Origin of the sequence: Acidihalobacter sp., from assembly GCF_037381185.1 — a bacterium.
Classification (GTDB): Bacteria; Pseudomonadota; Gammaproteobacteria; order DSM-5130; family Acidihalobacteraceae; genus Acidihalobacter_A.
Window position 1 is genome coordinate 1 of the sequence record NZ_JARRQY010000056.1, and the last position, 19,777, is coordinate 19,777.

Below are 19,777 nucleotides of genomic sequence, written 5' to 3' on the forward strand. Positions count from 1 at the left end.
ATGCTTTGGGTTGTCGGACGAAGGGGCCGAGGATGCGGTCTACGACAGCCAGGCGATCCGCCGGTTCGTGGGTATCGATCTGAGCCGCGAGGCGGCCCCGGATGCGACCACGCTGCTCAAGTTCCGCCGCCTGCTCGAGCGCCATGGCCTGACGCCGCGGATCTTCGAGACGATCAACGCCCAGCTGGCCGAACGCGGCCTGCTGCTCAAGGAAGGCACGCTGGTGGATGCGACGATCATCGCAGCGCCCAGTTCGACCAAGAACCGTGACGGCCAGCGCGATCCCGAGATGCATCAGACGGGCAAAGGCAAGCAGTGGCATTTTGGCATGAAGGCACACATCGGTGCCGATGCCGACTCGGGGCGGGTGCACACGGTGGTGGCCACCTCGGCCGAGGTGGGTGACGTGACGCAGGCCGACCGGCTGCTGCACGGCGAGGAATCGGACGCGCTGGGCGATGCCGGCTATCGGGGCGTGGACCGACGCGCGGAGCGTATGCACCGGCAGGTGCGCCGGCATGTGGCGCTGCGCCCGGGCAAGCGCCGGGCCTTGCTCAAGGATGCGCTGGGCCGGGCTCGCGAGCGCCTGGAACAGGCCAAGGCGCGCGTGCGGGCCAAGGCCGAGCATCCGTTCCAGGTGATCAAGCAGCGCTTCGGGCATCGCAAGGTGCGTTACCGGGGGCTGGCCAAGAACCAGGCGCAGCTCTACACGCTGTTCGGTCTGGCCAATCGGGTGCTGGCCCGAAGACGGTTGCTGGAGACGTGCGTCTGATGATCAGGAAATGGGCGCACCAAGACCGAAAATACCCGTAACCGCCCTCGTAAAGCCGGTAACAAGCCGGCGAACTCGACCTAAATGGCTTACGCGATCTTCCAGGCGGTGCCTCCGGGCCAGGGCCGCGATAGATCAGCGTGTCCTTAGCGCGTTAGTGGGTCTCGCTTGTAACGGCAGGGTGGTAGTAGAAAATGCTTGGTTTTGAGGCATTGACGCCCCTATGAATGCAGCATATGCTAAGACATATGCCACGTAAGGAATTCAACATGATCGAATTGGAGCGGCATGTAAGGTTGTTTCGCAACGGTCGTAACCAAGCGGTGCGTATCCCACGCGAGTTCGAACTCGACGGAGACGAAGCAATCCTGCGTAAGGAAGGCGACCGGCTGGTGATCGAACCGGTTCGCAAGGGGAGTTTGCTTTCGCTGTTAGCAACCTGGACGCCGCTTGATGAACCGTTCCCCAATGTGGACGACGATCTCGCGCCCTTGGATGATGTGGAGTTCTGAGCGTGGCGGCTCGTTATCTGCTGGATACCAATATCCTGTCCGATTTGGTGCGTCATCCGCAGGGCGTTGTGGCACAACGGATCGCCGCCAACGGCGAGCGTTCCGTGTGTACCAGCATCGTCGTCGCTGGCGAACTACGTTATGGCGCTCGCAAATCTGGTTCGGCCAAGCTCGCCGAGCGTATCGATCTTGTACTGTCTGCACTGGAAGTGTTGGCGCTGGAAAATCCGGTCGATCGATACTACGCCGATATCCGCCAGTATCTGACCAGCCATGGCACGCCGATTGGCCCGAACGACCTGCTCATTTCAGCCCATGCCCGGGCACTCGATTTCGTCGTCGTGACCGCCAACGAGCGCGAGTTCTCCCGAGTACCGCAACTGCGTGTCGAAAACTGGCTCTCCAATGAAACGGGCCTGTAATCGTTGGAATTGAAAACCCTGGTATGCAACCGAGTATCGGTTGTGCTGTGGAGGTGGAGTGGCTTCGAAAGGCGGTATTGATTGACGTACTGCATAGAAAGTTCCAATGTAGGCGTCCTACTGACCGATCCACCAAAGTGGTACATAAAGTCGGAAAAGAATTTTCATAACCAATTGAAAACGCTAGTAATATTTCAGAAAAATCAGAATCCAACCCTCTCCGCCATATGGTTCTGCGAAGCACGCCTTCGTCTCCACGTTGCCTGCTAAGTACTCGAGAAGGGTGGGCGAGAATCCACGCGGGTTCGGCCGCTTCATCGGGAGCGAATTGGAACGCCACGACGTCGCACCGTATCAAGATGAGGGCGTGGTCAGGCGCGGCCTCCACAACAATACGTGGCGTCTGACAATGCCCTGCGAGCGTCCACGGCATGTCATGTGCGTACGACCGATTTGACGGGAGTGAACCCGACGTCAGTCAGTGATGGCGGGGTGGGGCTGCGTCTCCGGAGAAGGACATAATTGAATGCATGATCGTGTCTTCGGTCTGCGTGTGCAGATGTATGCGTTTGTGCTTGTTCGTGAGCATGGAGGGGGCGACGTGGCGCTTCATGCACCTGGAGTGCGTTCCATTAACTGTTTTTCCGTTTGTCACTAACGTCGTTGAGAGGTGCTGCTGGGTTGGTCGTAAAACATTGGCTTTGGCGTATTTAATTGATCATGATAAATAGGCGCGCTCATTGCAGATTTTTGTAGTTTTATTACCTGGCAGGCGGTGAAAAATTTTTGTATTGTTATAACTTATTGAAAATTATAATTTTATTGTTTTTATGTTGGGGTGGCGGGCACTTGTTTTTGACTTGTTTGTACGGTAGTTTGAAGGTCTCCTAAGACAGAGTGGTTGGACTGTTTTGTGAGCCGTGTTTTTAGGTAAAGTCATTGACTGGCTGTGTGATTTAATGTATCCATAAGGTTATTCGTGGGCTCAAGACGTTATGAATAACAAGAACGTCAAGGAATGGGCTGCATGAATAAGGGAACTTGCTTTGTGCGGACGCATACGCTGATTCGTAGGCGTTGATTGGCAGGGCTTTTTGGTATCGGGTTTGTGTCCAAGGAAAGAAATCAGGAAGCACATGCCCTGGATGACAGGCTTCCTGTGATCCGGAACGTCTTGCGGCGATCGCCGCTAAAACCACCGAATTATAAGTTGGAGATGTTTGGTTCTTTCGAAAGGAATGAAGCCAAATACGGGGCCCCGTAGCAGAGTTGTCGGCTGTGGGGGATTCTCTTTACGGTTTGTGCTGGCTTGTTGTGCCGGGTTTTTGTCGGAGTGTTCGTCATGGAAGTTAGGCTTCTTGATGGCGATCAATATCCGAGAAAATGGGTTCTGTCATTGTGTTGAGCCTGATTTTCCTGTGGTCTTGGGAAGGAATACCAATTCGAGGATGCCTGTGAGCCGTGAATCGCCGTGTTTGCCGATGCGTTGTCGAAATCACCCAAGGAGGAGCGTCCGTGGCGCGGGTAGCCGCTGAAGCCGTTGGGCTGCAGACGATTCACCAGGTGGTCGACGACTTCTATCGGCGTGTGCAGGACGATCCGGTGCTGGGGACCCGCTTCTCGGTGGTGACGGACTGGGCCGCACATAAAGCGAGAATCGTGCATTTTTGGTGGGTCGCGCTGGGCGGGGCGGCGTATGAGCCCTACCGATATAGGGTGGTGTATACGCACAGGGCACTGGAGGTGAGGGCTTCGGAGATTCAGCGGTGGCTGGATCTGTTCGCTGATTGTGTGCAGTCGGCGTTGCCCGAGTCGCTGGCTGCAGTCTGGTTGCATCGAGCAAAAGCGATGGGTGGGTCTTTGGCTCAGGTGGTGGCTAGAGTTTAGGGGCGCACCGAATAGATTAGCGAGAGGGATAAATTGCGAGACACATGAAACTGGCGAGACGGACCAAGTCTGTAGACGGATGAGCAAACTCCGCGTGACATGGCCCGCACCTTGCCAGGCGATTGCCGGCGCCAGGGTATTGCCGAGAAGTGTGTTGATACAGCGATGTCCGGTGTGTGTTCAAGACTCAGGAGACCGGCTACGGCAGGAACCGCTGTTTGCCGGAGAATTTGACGCAGTGGAAGTCGGTGGGGCCTATCTCAAAATGCTGCCGGGCAGTGACGGAGGTCACTGGCGCCGGCGATCCGAAGTGCGGTTTCGCTCGTTTCAAATGAACATGAGCGATTGGGTGGCTGGGTTCTGTCTCCTGCTAGGTGCTTTGATGGTGCCGACGGCGATACGGCTCACGCGGTATTTTGGGATGGGTTCCCGCGAGGTATTTCACTGCGGTTTCATTACAGAGGATATCTGCAATGGATGCATTTGATCCGAACGCAAACAACCTGCGTAAGCCTGCCCTGGAACTGCCGCAGGGGTATGCTTTTTTTACGCGGACGCCGATTTTCGAGCAGCTGGTGCTGCCTGAGGGGCTCCAGAATTCGCACCGCACGTCATATGGCGTATGGGGTGAGATCGTGGTCGAAAGCGGACTTCTGCGTTACGACTGGTTGGATGGGTCGGGTGAGAGCTGGTATCTGGGCGAGGGAGATGTGGGAGTCATTCCAGCAGAGCTTCCGCACAGAATAGAGCCTATCAGCGATGATGCCCGCTTCTATCTGCAGTTGTATCGCGCCGGGGAAGACAGGAGCGAATGCATGCCGGACCCCGGTGCCTCCGGGGTGCTGGACTTGCGTACGTTGCCGACGCCTCTGCGGCATCAGCAGGTTTTCAACGCGTTTGATGCCCTGAGCCCTGGGGAGTCGCTGGTATTCATCAGTGACCGCGACCCCCGTCCGCTGCTTGGCCGATTCACTGTTCTGCGTAGGCATCGCTTTTTATGGTTGCCGCAGGCGGCTGCAGTGGGGCGTTGGATTGTGTCGCTCTCTCGGCGCGAGGATGATTTCGCGCCGACGATCGGTGAGGCTCTGCAGGCCGACCATGACAGGTTGGATGCTCTGCTGGACTTGTCGATCGAGAAGGTCGCTGCGGGTGAGTCGGCGGACGACGCGCTGAGCGATTTCTGCTGGGGGCTGCGTCGCCATTTCAGAATTGAAGAACAATATCTTTTCCCAAAGTTCGTAGACGTTGGTGGTCCGGCGGAGGCCGTACAGGTCATGGCTGGGGAACATCGCGACGTTGTGCGCGAGATAGAACAGTTTGAGACACATCTCATGCCGACGGAATCGGCACTCAAACATTTGCAACAGGTGCTCTATCATCACAACTTCAAGAAGGATGGGGTGCTTTACCCCATGCTGGACATTTCCTTGGGGAGGCAGCGTCTGGACTTGGTCAAAACGATATTCAGGGAGATCGACTGGAGATCGTTGAGCAATTGATGGCCGGACTCGGACCGGGCTGGCGTTCCGTTTCCGAGGAGGAATAGTCGGTACCGAAATTGTCCAGTGCGAATTTGACGCCGATGGCTTTTATCTGAACATCGTCTGGATCGTTTCTTCGATGTGTTCGAAGAACATACTTTCGATTAATTCCAACTGGAACTGCGCTAGATCGACGCCATGTCGATTCAGTGCTTCCTGGACGCTGTGCGTGGAGTCCGGCTGCTGGAACTGTTTGGCGCTGGTGTCGATCGCCGGAATGTGATGACGCGTCGCCGAGGCATCCTGCCATCTTCTGAGTTGCAGGCAGGCATCGTCCAGAAGTCAGCGGCCGAGCGGCAGTATCGGCTTGGTTTTCTTCGCCAGGGGGATGAAGCGAGCCGGAGATATGCCCACTTTCCTTGGATGCTGCCAACGCAGCAGGGCTTCGCTTCGGCGCCCGTGATGTGGTGATCCGCATCCAGTGCAGCACTGGTAGTGCAGATAGAGTTTCTTGTTCTCGATACTTCAACTAGATCGCATCAGCCAAACTGATTGCAACGGTGGCGTCGCTCGCGCTGGTGAGCGTGATGCAGGCCCGCCCCGGGCATCAACCTGTTGGCATTCCTGTTCTCGGCCGCGATCGACGTGATCATTTGGTGTTTTTCGGCGCGAAGGGTTGCCCGACTCGATTCCGTCGAGGTTTTTCGGCATGAGTAGTGTATTTGAGGCGTGGCCGGATACGGGAATGTGCGGACAAGATCGCCAGTGGGGCGGAATTACGGCACGTTAATGTTCACGGGGGGCGGCGTAAATGCCGCGGACACGCTAGGATGCGTTCACGAACGGCGGTCAAGGAAGAGTCCATGCTAGAGCCTGTGCAACGCAGTCTCGATCCCGACGATTGGGACAGTATGCGCGCCCATGGGCACCGCATGCTGGATGATATGTTCGATTACCTGGAGCACCTGCGAGACAGGCCTGTGTGGCAACCGGCGCCGGACGAGGTCCGTGCGCGCTATGGCGAACCGTTGCCGCACGAAGGTCGCGAGTTGGGGCAGGTGCATGCGCGCTTCATGACGGAGATCCTGCCCTATGCCGTGGGTAACGCGCATCCCGGATTCATGGGCTGGGTCCACGGTGGCGGCAATCCGGTCGGGATGCTGGCGGAAATGCTGGCGGCCGGGCTGAACGCAAATCTGGGAGGGCGCAACCAGATGCCGGTCGAGGTTGAGCGCCAGATCGTGCGTTGGATGCGCGAGTTGTTCGGGTTCCCGGAAAGGGCCAGCGGTCTTTTCGTGACTGGCACCTCCATGGCGAATTTCATCGCGCTGCTCGTCGCCCGTACCGCGGCTCTGGGCGTTTCGGTGCGTCGGGACGGCGTTTGCCGGAGCGATGAACGTTTGACGGCCTACGCCTCGGCGGACGCTCATGGCTGCATTCGTCAGGCCATGGATCTGGTGGGGTTCGGCAGCGCAGCCCTGCGCAACATACCCGTGGATTCCGCGCACTGCATGGATCTGGCGGCGCTGGAGCAGGCGCTTGCCGTCGACCGTATGGCCGGACTGCGCCCGTTCGTCATTGTCGGCTCGGCGGGGACGGTCGACACCGGGGCGATCGACGATCTTGCCGGGCTTGCCGCCGTCGCCGAACGCGAAGATGTGTGGTTTCACGTTGATGGCGCCTATGGTGCCCTGGGTATGCTGACGCCGGAAATCGCTCCGCGGCTGGTCGGCATCGAGCGCGCCGACTCCATCGCCTTCGATTTCCACAAGTGGTTGCAAGTGCCTTACGACGCCGGTTTCGTGCTGGTGCGCGACGGCGCTCGCCACCAGGAGACATTCAGCAGCGCGGAGGCCTATCTGGGCCGCGATGAAAGGGGACTTGCGGCGGACTCGCCCTGGCCATGCGACCTCGGCCCAGATCTCTCACGCGGTTTTCGTGCGCTCAAGACATGGTTCACCCTGCAGGTCTACGGCGCCGACAAGCTCGGCGAGTCCATCGCTGGAACCTGTCGGCTGGCCCATTATCTTGCCGATCGGGTTGCCGCCGAACCCCGCCTGGAACTGCTCGCGCCGGCCGCTCTGAATATCGTCTGCTTCCGCTATCGCGCGCAGGAGCCTGATCGCGTCAATCGAGACATCGTCATCTCGCTGCAGGAATCGGGCGTGGCCGCACCATCCACTACCGTGTTGGACGGGCGGTTGGCGATTCGCTGCGCGATCGTGAATCACCGCACCGAGCGCCGCGACATCGACGCGCTGCTGGAAGCGGTGCTTACCCAGGGCGCAGCCCTGGATACTCATCCAATTCTTGACGAGTCCCCATGAGTTCGAAGGAGAAGACCATATCCGCATACATAGGCCTTGCGGCGCTGATGCGCCTGACGTTCGAAGGCCAGGATCTGGGCCCTGTTGCCGCGCAACTCATCCAGCGCGCGCAGGACGACCCCCAGGACGCGAATGCGCTGATGGATCTGGCGACCACCCTGGAGCTGAATTTCAAGCCTGACATCGCCTTGGCCACCCAAGCCCAGGCGCTGCAGATGCAGTCGCTTTACCAGTTGCCGGCTGCCACGGGGCCGGGGCTGCGGCTGCTTTCGCTGATGGCGCCGGGCGACCTCACTACCAACGCGCCGCTGGCATTCCTGCTTGAGGAGTCGGACGTAGCGCTCGATATGTTGTATGTGGGAGCGGGCGTGCCGTCGGCACCGGAACTGCCCGAGCATGACGTATTGTTCGTCGCCGTCGGCGAGTCGGAGGCGACCCATGCCCTGCTGGAGGAACTCAAGCCGGTTATAGACGGTTGGCCACGGCCGGTGCTCAACCCGCCCGAGAGGATCATGCGGACCTCGCGAGACGGAGCGTATGCCTTGCTGCACGACGCGCCGGGTATCGTCATGCCACCGTCGCTGCGCATCGAGCGTGCTGACCTGGAGCGTCTGGGGCACGGCGATCTGCGATTGGAAGCGCGGCTGCCGGGCGCTGACTTCCCGTTGATCGTGCGGCCGGTCGATTCCCATGCCGGCCACGATCTGGCGAAACTCGATGCGCGGCAGGAGATCGCTGCCTATCTCGCCAACTTGACCGAGACACGATTTTTTCTGTCGCCGTTCATGGACTACCGCGATGCCGATGGGCTCTACCGCAAATATCGCGTGGTGCTGATCGGTGGCCGAGCCTATGCCGGGCACATGGGAATCTCGGATCACTGGATGATCCACTACCTCAACGCAGGCATGCGTGAGAGCGCCGCCAAGCGGGCCGAGGAAGCGCGCTTCATGGAGCGTTTCGAAGAGGATTTCGCACGCCGGCATGCCGCTGCAATCGAGGCGATCAACCAACGTCTGGAGCTGGACTATCTGGTAATCGATTGTGCGGAGACCGAGTCGGGCGAGTTGTTGATCTTCGAAGTCGATACGGGAGCCATCGTTCATTCCATGGACCCATCGGATCTTTTTCCCTACAAGTTGCCGGCCATGCACAAGGTTTTCGAAGCTTTTCGCGCGCTGCTCGCCGAAAGGGCTAGTCGGTAACGGCGACGCGCGCATCGCACTGGGTGATGACGTAACCAACATCTACGGGTGTTCGCCACGACCCGATCCAGCATTGCTCGACGTCGTCTCGTAGACAGCGTCGGTGATCTTGTCGGGCGTCTTCGAGACCGCTGCCGGGTTGCGGAAGCGGCTCTGTGCAGCGCTGCCGGAACTGTATGCTACTGAGATGTTGCGTCTGTACGGTGAGCTGCTGGACTTTTGCGGCCTCGAGGCCGGCGGCGGCGTGCTGTTCGCTGCATCGGGAACTGATCTGCATCGGATGATTGCTGAGGTCGTTGCGCAAGTGGTCAGAACGGACTTTCCCGTGCTGGGAGCGGAGTCCGCGGAAACCGGCAGTGGTGTCGCTGTTGCGTTGACGGAGGCCGAAGCGAAAGTCGCTACGGCGGTTGTTGCCCGCCAGCGTGTGCTGCTGGTGTTGGTTGACGCGTCCAAGACGGGGCTGATTTCACCCAGCCTGGTGTGTGTCATGGCGTTGCAGCGGCACTGGCCCGAGTCCATCGAGGTGATGGTAGGTGCCTGCCAATTCCGATTCGCGTATCAGGTGCTGGCGACGAGTTGGTAGGAACGCAACCTTGCTTCGTGGCTGAAGATATTGGAGGCGATCATGACTTCGTCGGCGCCGCAGTCGCGGGCCTTCGCCTCAATGCGCTCGCGCACGACTTCCGGCGTGCCGACGATATTCAGCTCGCGGAAGGCCCTGACGGCGATGCGCTCGGCCTGGGTATATGGATAGTCACGGGCTTCCTCGGGGCTAGGCAGCGGGAGGAACTCGCCGCGGCGCAGGCGCAGGCGCATCAGGTCGCCCGTCGCCGCCAGATAGTCGGCTTCTTCCTCGGTTTCCGCACAAACCACGGATACGCAAAGAATGGCATGTGGTTCCGGAAAATCGTTCGAGGGCTGGAAATGATCGCGATAGGCCTGCATCGCCGGCGCCGCCGGCGTCGGGCTGAAATGGCTGGCGAAGCTGTAGCCCATGCCGCCCTCGCCAGCCATCGCAGCACTGGCGCCGCTTGAGCCCAGTAGCCAGATCGGCGGCAGGGCCACGTCGTCCGGCATCACGCGGACCGAGTGTAGGGCGTGCGAGGCGGGTAGTTCGCGGCGCGAGAAAGCCTGGAGTTCGGCCAGCAGCGCAGGGAACGCCTGACCGTCGAAGGCGCGCAGCGCGCGGCTGGCGTTCGGGTCGGAGCCAGGCGCGCGCCCCAGGCCGAGGTCAATGCGGTCAGGATAGAGGGCCTCTAGGGTATGCGCCACCTCAGCTAGTTTCAGCGGCACGTGGTTGGGCAGCATGATACCCCCCGAACCGACCCTGATGCGCTGGGTGTGCGCGGCGATGTGGGCGATCAGAATTTCCGGTACGGAACTGGCTACGCTGGGCATGCTGTGGTGTTCGGCGAACCAGAGGCGCACGAAACCGAGCTGTTCGGCCAGATGGGCTAGGTCGACGGTGCGGCGCAGAACCGCGGCGCTGCCGGTGCCGGTGGGCACCGGCGCCAGATCGAGGACTGAAAGTGGAATTGGCATGAGGGCTTCTCGTTTGAGATATGGCCACGACTCGGCGTGGCGCGGGGAATCCAAGCCGATCATCATAGCAATTGAACCAAGTGCTGCAAAAACGGTCATATTATTGGTCTGCGGCTATCGCCGGTTCGCGTTTTTCACTGCGCGAGCGGTCGGGTAGGCCGAACTCCGAACACTCTTTTTCCTCAGTCCCCCCGGAGGACCGCCACCGCCATTCATGGCTCGGCTCCATGTCCTCCGCTCGGTTCGGTTTTTGCAATTCGCTCTCGACGACGGGAACGTCGTCCGGCGCCGTTCCTGCTATGGGAAACGGCGCACCGGCACGTCTGCCGGATGACCACGGAATGGTGACATGTACAAGACGATTCTTTTGGCCTACGACGGCAGTCAGGACGGCCTGGAAGCACTGCGGCAGGGTGCCGATCTCGCCCGCTTGTGCCGCGCACGCGTGCATCTGTGCGCAGTCGCCGGACAGGCGCTGGATATTGCGCTGTCCGCCGCCGACCTTCCCGAGAGGGAATACGACGATATACGCCGGTCCCTCGAGGAAGGTGCACGTTCATTACGCGAATCGGGGCTGGAGGTCGATGTACGGTTGGACGTCGGCAACCCGCCCGAAAAAATCGGCAGCATGGCCCGTGAGGTGCAAGCCGATCTGATTGTGGTCGGCCATCGTACGCAAAGCGCTCTGCTGCGATGGTGGAACGGTTCTACTGGCGCCTTTTTGCTGACGCACGCGCCATGCAGTCTGTTGGTGGCGATAGCCCAGCACGCATGAATCCCGCGGCTATCGGCAAGGCGGCGGTACAGGCCCGTTGCCTCGATAGCTGAATCTGAAGCGGGCGACACGTTTCCGGATTGTCGAACGCCTGTCCCAGAGGACGGGGGGCGAAGCGATTTTCGTCTCTCGTAGTGGTTTCAACGGCCAGGCTTACTTGCATCTCAAACAATGGAATATCCGGAGGATGGGGCAGGGGCAGCATGTTCCGGAACAACAGTATGAAATTTGGAGAGTTTTGAATGTCAGACAACTCATCTTCAAGCCGCATGCCGGCGCGCCGGCGCAAACTGTTCTGGATTGTGCCGGGTCTGCTCGTGATCGGGCTGCTGGGATGGTGGGGCTTCGGGTTTTTGCATTTTCGCAGCACGCACGTGACCACCCAGGACGCTCAGGTCGAGGCGAACATGATCAGCATCGCCAGCCGGACGGGCGGATGGGTGACCCGTTTCGATCTGATTGGGGCTGATCAGATCCACAAGGGGAAGGTCTTGGCAGTCATCTATCGCAAACCGGCGGCCTTGGCGTTGGCCGAACTTCGCGCCCAGCGGCAGGCGCTAGAGCAGCAGATGACGACCGCCCGTCAGCAGCTGTCCGAGACGCGTAAGACCAGTGCGGATACCATCGCCGCGGCCAAGACCGCGGTTGACGGCGCCCGGGCCAGGCTCGCGAGCCTCGAGGCCAGCCTCGCCCTGGCCGAGGACAATGCGGCACGCGGGCGCAGCGAGCTGAAACAGTCGGCCATTTCCAAGCAGCAGTACGAGAAGCTGATGACGACGTCCCGGATCACGCGCCAGAATGTGCGGGCTGCTCAGGCGGGCGTGAGCAGCGCCCGGGCCGACTATGCAAAGGCCCGCGCGCAGTACGATCAGGTGGCAGTGCTCGAGTCCCGTATCAAGCAGTACAAGGCCCAGTTGGACGCACTCGACCAGAAGATCAGCGGCGCCAAGACCAACTTGGACGATCTGGTCCTGCGCAGCCCGGTCGACGGCGTCGTGGACAAGACTTTCGTGCGTCAGGGGGACTATGTGTCGCCTGGGCAGACCCTGCTGATGGTCCACGATCCGGCACACGTATGGGTTACGGCCAAGGTCAAGGAAACCGCGCTGGCGCCGGTGAAGATCGGCGATCCCGTGCAGGTCTCCGTGGATGCCTATCCGGGGCGTGTGTTTCACGGCACGGTCAGCCGCGTGGGCACTGCCGCGACCAACCAGTTCGCGCTGCTGCCGGACCCGAATCCGTCCGGCAACTTCGTCAAGGTGATTCAGCGGGTGCCCGTGCGCATCGCCGTCAAGCAGGTCAAAGGCGATCTGCTGCGCCCGGGCCTGAATGCCAGCGTGTCGATCGATATCGATGGACACTGAGGCACTGCTGGAGCGCTATGGTCCGGTCTATCGTTGGCTGGCGACCACAACCGTGCTGCTCGGACTCATTGCCCTGGGCATGTCGATCACCATCATCGACGTCGCCACGCCCTATGTGCAGGGTGCGTTCGGCATGTCTGCCTCGCAGGAACAGTGGCTGTCCACCGGCTTTCTCGCCGCAACGACGATCTCGATCATGGTCGCGCCCTGGTGCATGAAGGCCTTCGGCGAACGCAAGACCTATATCGCGACGCTGTGCTTGTTCATCTTCGGCTCAGTGGTCGGAGGGATGAGCAAGGATACGGGGGTCATTATTTTCGCGCGCATCGCCCTGGGCATCAGCGCGGGCATGATCCGTCCGGTGGCCATGAGCGCCCTGTTTACGGCCTTCGGGCCGAGGCGTCGCGGCATTGCGACAGCGATCTACGGCATGAGCCTTGGGCTGCCGCTGACGCTGGCCGAGGTGTTCGGCGGATGGCTGGTCGAGACGCTGAGCTGGCGCTGGACGTTCTACGTCACGCTGCCTTTCTCCGTGCTTTCCATTCTGCTGGCGGCATTCTTTCTGCCCTGGAAGCGGGCAGATAGAATGCCGCGTTTCGACTGGGCTGGGTTGGTCCTGCTCAGCGTGGCCGTGTTCGCGCTTCTGACCGCGCTGGCCAACTGGTTGCGCTGGGGCGTCGATTCGAACGGCGTGCTGGGACTGCTGGCCGTCGCGGCTGTGGTCGGCACGCTGTATGTGTTGTGGGAGATCCGTGTCCCGCACCCGATGCTTGATCTTAGGGTGTTTCTCAACCCGGCGTTCGCCTCCGGCTCGCTGGCGATGTTTCTGTTTGGCGGCGCCTTCTACGCTATCGTCTATCTGCTGCCGCTGTTCAGCGAAACCGTGCAAGGCTACAGTCCTGTCGAGACGGGGATGATCTTCCTGCCGTCGACCGTGGTTCTAGCCCTGCTGGTCCCGCTCGTGGGCCACCTCAGCGACCGCTACTCACCACTGCTGTTCGCGGTGCCCGCTATCTTTTTCGCCATGGCTGGCACTTGGGGGCTGGCTCACGCCGACACCGCGACCTCGTTTCTCCAGTTGAGTATGTCGATGGGGCTGATCGCCATCGGCATGTCCGCTTTCCCGCCGCCGATGCTGTCCCGTGCCATCGGCGCGTTGCCGAATGATTTGATGCCTTACGGCGCCGGAGCGATCAACTTCGCCATGCAACTCGGCGGCGCCCTGTTCACCAGCGTTTCGGTGCTGGCGCTCCAGGTTACTAGCGTCAGACATGCCGCGGCGTTGAACGAAAGCCTCGTGTCCGGGCATGCGGCGACGTCCGAGACCATGGAGCAGATGGCCGGAGCCCTGTCGCGCATCGGCGGTTTGGGGGCGGATCGTCTGCACGAGGCAGCCGGGTATCTGCTGGGGCGAGTAGTCTATGCACAGGGGCACATACTCGGCTTCGATCAGGTCTTCGTTTATGTGACCTTGGCGCTGTTGACCTGTCTGGTGCCGGTTATCCTGCTGGGGCTGCTGCATCACAACGTGGTGCGTGCGTTAGCCGCGCGGTAGGATAGGGGATGGATAGAACAAAACCGGCGCCCTTGGGCGCCGGTTTTGTTTCAACTGTTTGGTAGGCGGTACTAGGATCGAACTAGTGACCCCTGCCGTGTGAAGGGACAAATAAAGCGTAATAACATAATGATAATAAAGAAAAATTTTTGTATAATATAGCCCTCGTGGACAGTATATGGACAGTGAGGTTCCTGCGAAATGGCGACGATCACGCAGCTTTCGAGCGGTAAATGGCAAGCGAAGATTCGGCGCCAGGGCTACCCAGCACGAGGTAAGACCTTCCTCCGGCGTGAGGATGCCGCGGCCTGGGCGAGGGCGCAGGAGTCGGAGATGGACCGCGGCGTCTGGCGCGATCGCACCAGCGCGGAGACGACGACGCTGTATGCGTTGCTCAAACGCTACGCCAAAGACGTGGTGCCGTCCCAGAAGGGCTCTGAGACCGCCGCGCTGCGTGTCCGCACCCTGATGGGGGATTCGATCAGTCAATACCGCCTAGCGGCCCTCACGCCGCTTGTACTTGCCGAGTGGCGGGACCGGCGGCTTGCTGCCGGCGCGAAGGGCTCCACGATCAACCGCGAGTTGAACATCCTGTCGGCCGTGTTCAACTGGGCACGGCGCGAACTCATGATTCAGGTTGAGAACCCGGTCTCTGGTATCCGGCGACCAAAAGACCCGCCCGCGCGTAACCGTCGGCTGGAGGGTGACGAGGAAGTGCGCCTGCTGACCGCTCTGGAAGACCACAGCGCCGAGAACGAGCGCGAGGACGGCAAATGCTACCGGCGCGGCACGAAAAACCCGTACATGCGCCCTCTGGTGCTGCTGGCGTTAGAAACCGCCATGCGTCGCGGCGAGTTGCTTTCGCTGACGTGGCCACACGTCGATCTGCGTCGACGCGTGGTGCATCTGCCAGACACGAAAAATGGCGAGCCGCGGGACGTGCCGCTGTCGAGCCGGGCGGTAGCGGTGCTCGAAGACTTGAAGACCAAGCGCGACGAACAGCAGAAGGCGGAGAAGGTGACAGAGCTACGCCGCACAAAGCCAGTCGATGATCGTGTATTCCCGGTGACGCCCAACGCGCTCAAGCTCTCATGGGCGAGGGCTACGCGCCGGGCGGGGCTGGATGACCTGCACTTCCATGATCTGCGCCATGAGGCGACAAGCCGGCTTGCGGAGAAGGTGCCGAACCTGATAGAGCTGGCGGCGATTACGGGGCACAAGGATTTGCGGATGCTCAAGCGGTACTATCACCCGAGGGCCGAGGATCTGGCGGTGAAGTTGGGGTAAATCATATTATGTCTATGCTTTCGATTTTTGAAGACCACGAATATTCCGGCGAGTGGAAGCTGCTAGACTCAGATAAATCCATTTATGGTCAGCTCCGCTACACGCTAGATCGCGCTGAACTTAACCTTCATGATGCATTTACTCCACACAAGGGGGTGGTTTCAGTATCGGATTCTCTACCGAGTTACCCTGCCATACATGGAGTGTCTTCGAAGGGAGAGGCACTATCCATCCTCCATGCGCATAGTGCCGGTGTCGGTGTTAACATTGGTTCTGGAGGAATGTCCCAGCCGGAGCGAGTTATTTCCTCATGGGTAATCGTAGGAGCGCATGTAGAGCCTGAAACACTCTACACTTCTGTACGTTTCTTTATTCCAGCTCTTGAGGTTTGGTTGTCGAAGCGAGTGATTCAACATTCATTTGACACTGGAGGCGAGGGCGGCAAATTCACAAATACGTTTGTTGTACGTCCGCCGGATACCGAAACGACGCCAGTGCCTCACCTTAACTGCGAGCTAGAGTGGGGCGTCGGCGTAACGGTGTCATCTGACCCATTCACCTCGATTGATGTAACTGCGCTCGGTTGGGTAAACATCCGACCGGAGTCTCCTCGCACATTAGAGTGGTTTTTTAACCAACAAAATAAATTAGCTGCGCTACTGGCATTTATGGCGGGCGCTCCAATGCCCGTTAATGTAATTCATGCGTCGGTAGATCAGTTGCCGAGTCCACTCTCCGTGCTTGTTACTATGCGCATATCCGAGCCGTGCAACTACTCGAGTCTAGATGAGTTTTTCATTGAGCGCGGTGTATTAGGAGCAAATTTCGCGGGCATTGTTGCTCAATGGTTTCGCGAAGTTGATTCTGTACACGTTCCAAGCCAGTTAGCGTTGAGCGTTCTATCAACTAAGGGTCTGTGGCTGCATGTTGGATTCTTATCGCTGATCCAGGCTCTGGAAGGGTTTCATCGTGGCCGCTTTCACGGAAATTATATGCAAGACTCGGAGTATGAGTCGGTCAAATCCAGTCTGACTGGAGCTATCCCTTCGTCTGTCGCTCCGGATCATCGCGATGCACTTCGTTCCCGTATCCGTTATGGCAATCAAATATCGTTGAGCAAACGCTTGAACGAATTAAGAGATGACATTGGTGATGCACTTGCGAAGGTGGTTATATCCAGTGATGGAAAAATTCCACGCAATTGGATTGATACCAGGAACTATCTGTCGCACTGGGATGAAGAACTTCGACAGAGCTCTATTGATGGGCAGGCGATGTATGATGCAAATGTCCGAATCAAACACTTTCTACGGGTTCTTTATCTTCTTATGGCGGGCGTTTCTCCTGAAACTCTTTTGCAATGTTTGGGTAACGCGAGCCGCACTTCGCAGCAACTGGACCAACTTAATATCATAGCCCGCCGAGCAGAAGATCCTTCTGCGCCACCCGGTGTGTTGATGTATATCGGAGAAGCTGACACAACCTCCCCACCTGCAATCGACGAGCAATCAGGAGAAGAGAAGTGACTGTTTATAACATAGTAGTTATTGCTCGCTTCCGCAGACTTGGCACTCTTCCCATCCATGAGATTTTGCCCAATCAAGAGAAACCGGCGGCTCATCAGTAGAGTAGACAGCATTGGCTCTAGCCGTCTTGAGCATCCGGCAGTTCTTGTCTAGGTGATAGCACTTGGGCCAACCCTTTCGGTTTTCCGGCTCTTTACCTTTTGGGGCACGAATATAAACGTCAACGCTCACAGCAGTTCCTCCAGGTCATTACGCAGCCGACAGCTCGAGCTTCACCCGGTAGCCCACGGCCTCGGCCGCTCGGCTGAGGGTTTCGATGGCGGTGTCACTACAACAAACGATTTATAACTTACTATTTTTAATGATTTTATTATTATAATAAATCATTGTTGCCCCCATAGCTGCCCCGACCCTCTCCTGGTTGCAAGTGATTTTCGACGCACTTGACATTCTCGGTTTTGCCCCCATTTTACGCGCAAGCGCACATTAACAATTAGGAGGCGCAAACGTGATACTGCAAAGAGATAAGGACAACGCCCCGCCCCAGTTCGGTAACAAAAGGTTCTCAGTGCTATCAGGCGCCGTCCGAAACGCTCCGCTGAATGCGAGGAAGTTCGGCGTGTTCGCTGTGGATCGGTTGAAAAATGATGGTCGCCCCAAAGGCCCATCAAGACCCGATCGGCATCATCCAGACTCAAACGCGAGTCGCTAGCAGCGCCAACCTGGAGGTGCTGGCTGTGAGGTTGCAAGCAACTTGATCCCAATATGGGAACAAGATATAATCCAGCCCATGAGAGTAATCGCCAAACGGACCTTGCGCGAGTTTTACGAGCAGCCCAATCGCCAGGATGCCAAAGGCCCGCTTGAGGCCTGGCACTCGGAAGCGCTCAAGGCCGTTTGGCAAAGCCCTCACGAGATAAAAGCGCAATATGCGAGCGCGAGCATCATCACGGACACGCTAGTGGTGTTTAACATCGCTGGCAACAAGTACCGGCTAGTGGCCGATGTGGACTATGTGCGCCAAGCGCTTTACGTGAAATTCGTCGGAACCCACAAGGAGTACGACAAACTGGATCTCAAGTGACTTTCGAGCAATATGACCTTACAGGAAGCAAACATGGACATCAGGCCCATTAAGACAGAAGCCGACTACGACGCCGCGCTGGGCGAAGTAGAGGCATTGTGGGGCACTCCGGTCGATACGCCGGAGGGCGATCGGCTCGACGTGCTGATTACGCTCGTGGAAGCGTACGAGGCCAAACATCATCCGATTGCGCCGCCTGACCCAGTCGAAGCGATCCTGTTCCGGATCGAGCAATCAGGTATGAGCCGCAAGGATCTTGAGCCCTTCATTGGCGGTCGGGGGCGCGTGTCCGAAGTGTTGAACCGTAATCGGCCGCTCTCGCTGAACATGATCCGCAAGCTCTGGCAGGGGCTCCATATTCCATTGGAGAGCTTGATTGGCGACAACAACCATAGCCACGCATAGCGAAGATTTTGGTCGGTAGCGCCGTGGTCTTTACTCTTGATCTGTATCCGTCGGCGGCACGCCGGATGCCCACAGGCCGATTTTAAAGCTCATCTTGTCGTCAGCAGGCTTGATGCCTAGATCTCTGCGCATTTCGTAGAACAGCGCCGACATCAGTTCATCATGGCGCTCTTGGCTGTGCTGCGGGTTACTGGCCTTGCTTTCTTGTTGAAATGCCTGCAACGCTTGGAGAACAGGTTGAGGCGCGACGAGATTGAGCTTGTTGCAGGCCAAGGCCCACGCACGCTGAGCCTCTGGCGTACCCTCTCCAGAGACGATCCCGCTAAGGCCGACCGCGAACTCCTTATAATGCTCAAGCTTCTCTTTCCGTAGCTCTGCTTCCCGTTCCCGCTGTTTCGTGAACCAATAGCTGACGGCTGCACTAACGCCAGCCAGGACGATCGCTCCGGCAGTGGCGAGCAGGGCAGAGACCACACCAGCGGTCGGCATCAGGTTGCGTCTTTGCTATCTGGGCAACAAATCGAGCAGGGCTTCCACTTCGGTTCCTCCTCCGATTTCAACAACGTCTCAAGAGAAACCGGCGGCTCATCAGTAGAGTAGACAGCATTGGCTCTAGCCGTCTTGAGCATCCGGCAGTTCTCGTCTAGGTGATAGCACTTGGGCCAACCTTCGCGGTTTGTCGGCTTCTCACCTTCTGGGGCACGAATATAAACGACGACATCCACAGCAAACCCTCCAGGTCATTACGCAGCCGACAGCTCGAGCTTCACCCGGTAGCCCACGGCCTCGGCCGCCCGGCTGAGGGTTTCGATGGTCAGCCCGGTGTCTTCCTCGTCCAGCAACCTATTCAGCATTGAACGGCTGGTGTGCATCCGAGCGGCCATCGCGGTTTTGGTCAGTCCCTGGGCGGCCATGGCTTCGCGCACCTGCCAAGCGATCACACGTTTGATAGCACGAGCGGAAACCTCTTCAAGGACGCCATCCTCGGCGAGAAAGTCGTCGAAGTCGCTACCGATGTGTGGATTCTGTCGAGTCATTTCCTCACCTCTTTCGCCCGATCTCGGGCCACCTCGATAATCTGCTTTGGTGTCTTGTCAGTCTTCTTGATGAAGCCATGCACGAGCACCATTGTCTGTCCCGTCGTCGTGAACAGTACGCGGGCAATTCCGCCATCAATCATGCTGCGCACCTCCCACAAGCTGGAGTCAAGCTTTCTGACCAGCGGCATTCCCAACGGCCAGCCAAACTGAACCGTCTTGATGTCTTCGCCGATCGCCTTTCGGGCTTCCGGCGCCAGAGAGCGCAGCCAGTCACGGACTGGTTCATGCCCCTGCGTGGTTGCATAGAAACGAACGTCCAGCACAAATGGTGGCTTCATGGTCGAAGTGTACCAAAATAAGTACGATTAGGCGAGCGTAAGAGCGGGGTGGGTGCAGGAGTGGGTTAACTCCCACCCTGCGCCTTCCGCGCCTCCTCAAGCAGCCGAATGATCTTCTCAAGCTGCGGGTCCTCCCTGAACCGCCCCGGGTATTGCGGAGGCTCCAACACTTGAGAGAATGGAGCCATGAACAAGTCGAAGAAGTTTTCCCCGGAAGTGCGTGAGCGTGCGGTTCGCATGGTCCAGGAGCATCGC

General features: G+C 58.7%; 20 protein-coding genes. 16 read left to right on the plus strand and 4 right to left on the minus strand.

What is annotated here, in order from left to right:
• The 9 genes from P8014_RS16620 to P8014_RS16660 all read left to right on the plus strand — a co-directional run.
• A partial coding sequence (locus P8014_RS16620; protein WP_337818441.1) for an IS5 family transposase occupies window positions 1-772 on the plus strand: 772 nt, incomplete at its 5' end.
• Window positions 773-1,044: 272 nt separating this feature from the next.
• Window positions 1,045-1,284, plus strand: a complete 240-nt coding sequence (locus P8014_RS16625) for an AbrB/MazE/SpoVT family DNA-binding domain-containing protein (RefSeq protein ID WP_337818459.1) — start codon at window positions 1,045-1,047, stop codon at window positions 1,282-1,284.
• The gene (locus tag P8014_RS16630; RefSeq protein WP_337818460.1) at window positions 1,281-1,706 is read left to right on the plus strand and encodes a type II toxin-antitoxin system VapC family toxin; all 426 of its coding nucleotides are present in this window, start codon (window positions 1,281-1,283) and stop codon (window positions 1,704-1,706) included. Before P8014_RS16625 ends, P8014_RS16630 begins: the two co-directional genes overlap by 4 nt.
• A 1,515-nt stretch (window positions 1,707-3,221) precedes the next feature.
• Window positions 3,222-3,593 (plus strand): group III truncated hemoglobin, encoded by a 372-nt coding sequence (locus P8014_RS16635; protein ID WP_337818442.1) that lies wholly within the window; start codon window positions 3,222-3,224, stop codon window positions 3,591-3,593.
• 473 nt (window positions 3,594-4,066) lie between these two features.
• Complete coding sequence (locus P8014_RS16640) at window positions 4,067-5,092, plus strand: hemerythrin domain-containing protein (RefSeq protein WP_337818443.1); 1,026 nt, start codon at window positions 4,067-4,069, stop codon at window positions 5,090-5,092.
• Between the two features lie 180 nt (window positions 5,093-5,272).
• Entirely contained in the window at window positions 5,273-5,545 is a 273-nt protein-coding gene (locus P8014_RS16645) for a hypothetical protein (RefSeq protein ID WP_337818444.1), read from the plus strand.
• Window positions 5,546-5,904: 359 nt separating this feature from the next.
• Window positions 5,905-7,401, plus strand: a complete 1,497-nt coding sequence (locus P8014_RS16650; RefSeq protein WP_337818445.1) for an aspartate aminotransferase family protein — start codon at window positions 5,905-5,907, stop codon at window positions 7,399-7,401.
• Complete coding sequence (locus P8014_RS16655; protein WP_337818446.1) at window positions 7,398-8,606, plus strand: RimK family alpha-L-glutamate ligase; 1,209 nt, start codon at window positions 7,398-7,400, stop codon at window positions 8,604-8,606. The genes P8014_RS16650 and P8014_RS16655 overlap by 4 nt, the downstream gene beginning before the upstream one ends.
• Before the next feature lie 103 nt (window positions 8,607-8,709).
• The gene (locus P8014_RS16660; protein ID WP_337818447.1) at window positions 8,710-9,189 is read left to right on the plus strand and encodes a hypothetical protein; all 480 of its coding nucleotides are present in this window, start codon (window positions 8,710-8,712) and stop codon (window positions 9,187-9,189) included.
• Here P8014_RS16660 and P8014_RS16665 read toward each other — a convergent pair.
• Window positions 9,165-10,148 (minus strand): LLM class flavin-dependent oxidoreductase, encoded by a 984-nt coding sequence (locus tag P8014_RS16665; protein WP_337818448.1) that lies wholly within the window; start codon window positions 10,146-10,148, stop codon window positions 9,165-9,167. The two genes, P8014_RS16660 and P8014_RS16665, sit on opposite strands and share 25 nt — an antisense overlap.
• Before the next feature lie 349 nt (window positions 10,149-10,497).
• Here P8014_RS16665 and P8014_RS16670 point away from each other — a divergent pair, with 349 nt between their 5' ends.
• The 7 genes from P8014_RS16670 (at window position 10,498) to P8014_RS16700 (ending at window position 18,144) form a co-directional block, all read left to right on the plus strand.
• A complete protein-coding gene (locus P8014_RS16670; RefSeq protein WP_337818449.1) occupies window positions 10,498-10,923 on the plus strand; it encodes a universal stress protein in 426 nt (141 codons plus the stop codon).
• Window positions 10,924-11,165: 242 nt separating this feature from the next.
• Window positions 11,166-12,287 (plus strand): HlyD family secretion protein, encoded by a 1,122-nt coding sequence (locus P8014_RS16675; protein ID WP_337818450.1) that lies wholly within the window; start codon window positions 11,166-11,168, stop codon window positions 12,285-12,287.
• Window positions 12,277-13,842, plus strand: a complete 1,566-nt coding sequence (locus P8014_RS16680) for a DHA2 family efflux MFS transporter permease subunit (protein WP_337818451.1) — start codon at window positions 12,277-12,279, stop codon at window positions 13,840-13,842. The genes P8014_RS16675 and P8014_RS16680 overlap by 11 nt, the downstream gene beginning before the upstream one ends.
• Window positions 13,843-14,043: 201 nt before the next feature.
• A complete protein-coding gene (locus P8014_RS16685) occupies window positions 14,044-15,129 on the plus strand; it encodes a site-specific integrase (RefSeq protein ID WP_337818452.1) in 1,086 nt (361 codons plus the stop codon).
• Window positions 15,130-15,137: 8 nt separating this feature from the next.
• Entirely contained in the window at window positions 15,138-16,655 is a 1,518-nt protein-coding gene (locus tag P8014_RS16690; protein ID WP_337818453.1) for a HEPN domain-containing protein, read from the plus strand.
• A 790-nt stretch (window positions 16,656-17,445) separates the two neighbouring features.
• Window positions 17,446-17,739, plus strand: a complete 294-nt coding sequence (locus tag P8014_RS16695) for a type II toxin-antitoxin system HigB family toxin (protein WP_337818454.1) — start codon at window positions 17,446-17,448, stop codon at window positions 17,737-17,739.
• Between the two features lie 33 nt (window positions 17,740-17,772).
• The gene (locus tag P8014_RS16700) at window positions 17,773-18,144 is read left to right on the plus strand and encodes a transcriptional regulator (RefSeq protein ID WP_337818455.1); all 372 of its coding nucleotides are present in this window, start codon (window positions 17,773-17,775) and stop codon (window positions 18,142-18,144) included.
• A 30-nt stretch (window positions 18,145-18,174) separates the two neighbouring features.
• Here P8014_RS16700 and P8014_RS16705 read toward each other — a convergent pair whose 3' ends face one another.
• The 3 genes from P8014_RS16705 to P8014_RS16715 all read right to left on the minus strand — a co-directional run bounded on the left by P8014_RS16705 (window position 18,175) and on the right by P8014_RS16715 (window position 19,522).
• Window positions 18,175-18,633: a hypothetical protein gene (locus tag P8014_RS16705; RefSeq protein WP_337818456.1), complete on the minus strand. Its 459-nt coding sequence runs from the start codon at window positions 18,631-18,633 to the stop codon at window positions 18,175-18,177.
• Window positions 18,634-18,887: 254 nt separating this feature from the next.
• Complete coding sequence (locus P8014_RS16710) at window positions 18,888-19,181, minus strand: XRE family transcriptional regulator (protein ID WP_337818457.1); 294 nt, start codon at window positions 19,179-19,181, stop codon at window positions 18,888-18,890.
• Window positions 19,178-19,522, minus strand: a complete 345-nt coding sequence (locus P8014_RS16715; RefSeq protein WP_337818458.1) for a type II toxin-antitoxin system RelE/ParE family toxin — start codon at window positions 19,520-19,522, stop codon at window positions 19,178-19,180. The genes P8014_RS16710 and P8014_RS16715 overlap by 4 nt, the downstream gene beginning before the upstream one ends.
• Window positions 19,523-19,777 lie beyond the last annotated feature (255 nt).

Bases quoted from the DNA above. Each gene is read 5' to 3' on its own strand.
- P8014_RS16640 (WP_337818443.1), top strand. From the start codon at position 4,067: ATGGATGCATTTGATCCGAACGCAAACAACCTGCGTAAGCCTGCCCTG.
- P8014_RS16645 (WP_337818444.1), top strand. From the start codon at position 5,273: ATGTCGATTCAGTGCTTCCTGGACGCTGTGCGTGGAGTCCGGCTGCTG.
- P8014_RS16650 (WP_337818445.1), top strand. From the start codon at position 5,905: ATGCGTTCACGAACGGCGGTCAAGGAAGAGTCCATGCTAGAGCCTGTG.
- P8014_RS16655 (WP_337818446.1), top strand. From the start codon at position 7,398: ATGAGTTCGAAGGAGAAGACCATATCCGCATACATAGGCCTTGCGGCG.
- P8014_RS16665 (WP_337818448.1), bottom strand. From the start codon at position 10,148: ATGCCAATTCCACTTTCAGTCCTCGATCTGGCGCCGGTGCCCACCGGC.
- P8014_RS16670 (WP_337818449.1), top strand. From the start codon at position 10,498: ATGTACAAGACGATTCTTTTGGCCTACGACGGCAGTCAGGACGGCCTG.
- P8014_RS16675 (WP_337818450.1), top strand. From the start codon at position 11,166: ATGTCAGACAACTCATCTTCAAGCCGCATGCCGGCGCGCCGGCGCAAA.
- P8014_RS16680 (WP_337818451.1), top strand. From the start codon at position 12,277: ATGGACACTGAGGCACTGCTGGAGCGCTATGGTCCGGTCTATCGTTGG.
- P8014_RS16685 (WP_337818452.1), top strand. From the start codon at position 14,044: ATGGCGACGATCACGCAGCTTTCGAGCGGTAAATGGCAAGCGAAGATT.
- P8014_RS16690 (WP_337818453.1), top strand. From the start codon at position 15,138: ATGTCTATGCTTTCGATTTTTGAAGACCACGAATATTCCGGCGAGTGG.
- P8014_RS16695 (WP_337818454.1), top strand. From the start codon at position 17,446: ATGAGAGTAATCGCCAAACGGACCTTGCGCGAGTTTTACGAGCAGCCC.
- P8014_RS16700 (WP_337818455.1), top strand. From the start codon at position 17,773: ATGGACATCAGGCCCATTAAGACAGAAGCCGACTACGACGCCGCGCTG.
- P8014_RS16705 (WP_337818456.1), bottom strand. From the start codon at position 18,633: ATGCCGACCGCTGGTGTGGTCTCTGCCCTGCTCGCCACTGCCGGAGCG.
- P8014_RS16710 (WP_337818457.1), bottom strand. From the start codon at position 19,181: ATGACTCGACAGAATCCACACATCGGTAGCGACTTCGACGACTTTCTC.
- P8014_RS16715 (WP_337818458.1), bottom strand. From the start codon at position 19,522: ATGAAGCCACCATTTGTGCTGGACGTTCGTTTCTATGCAACCACGCAG.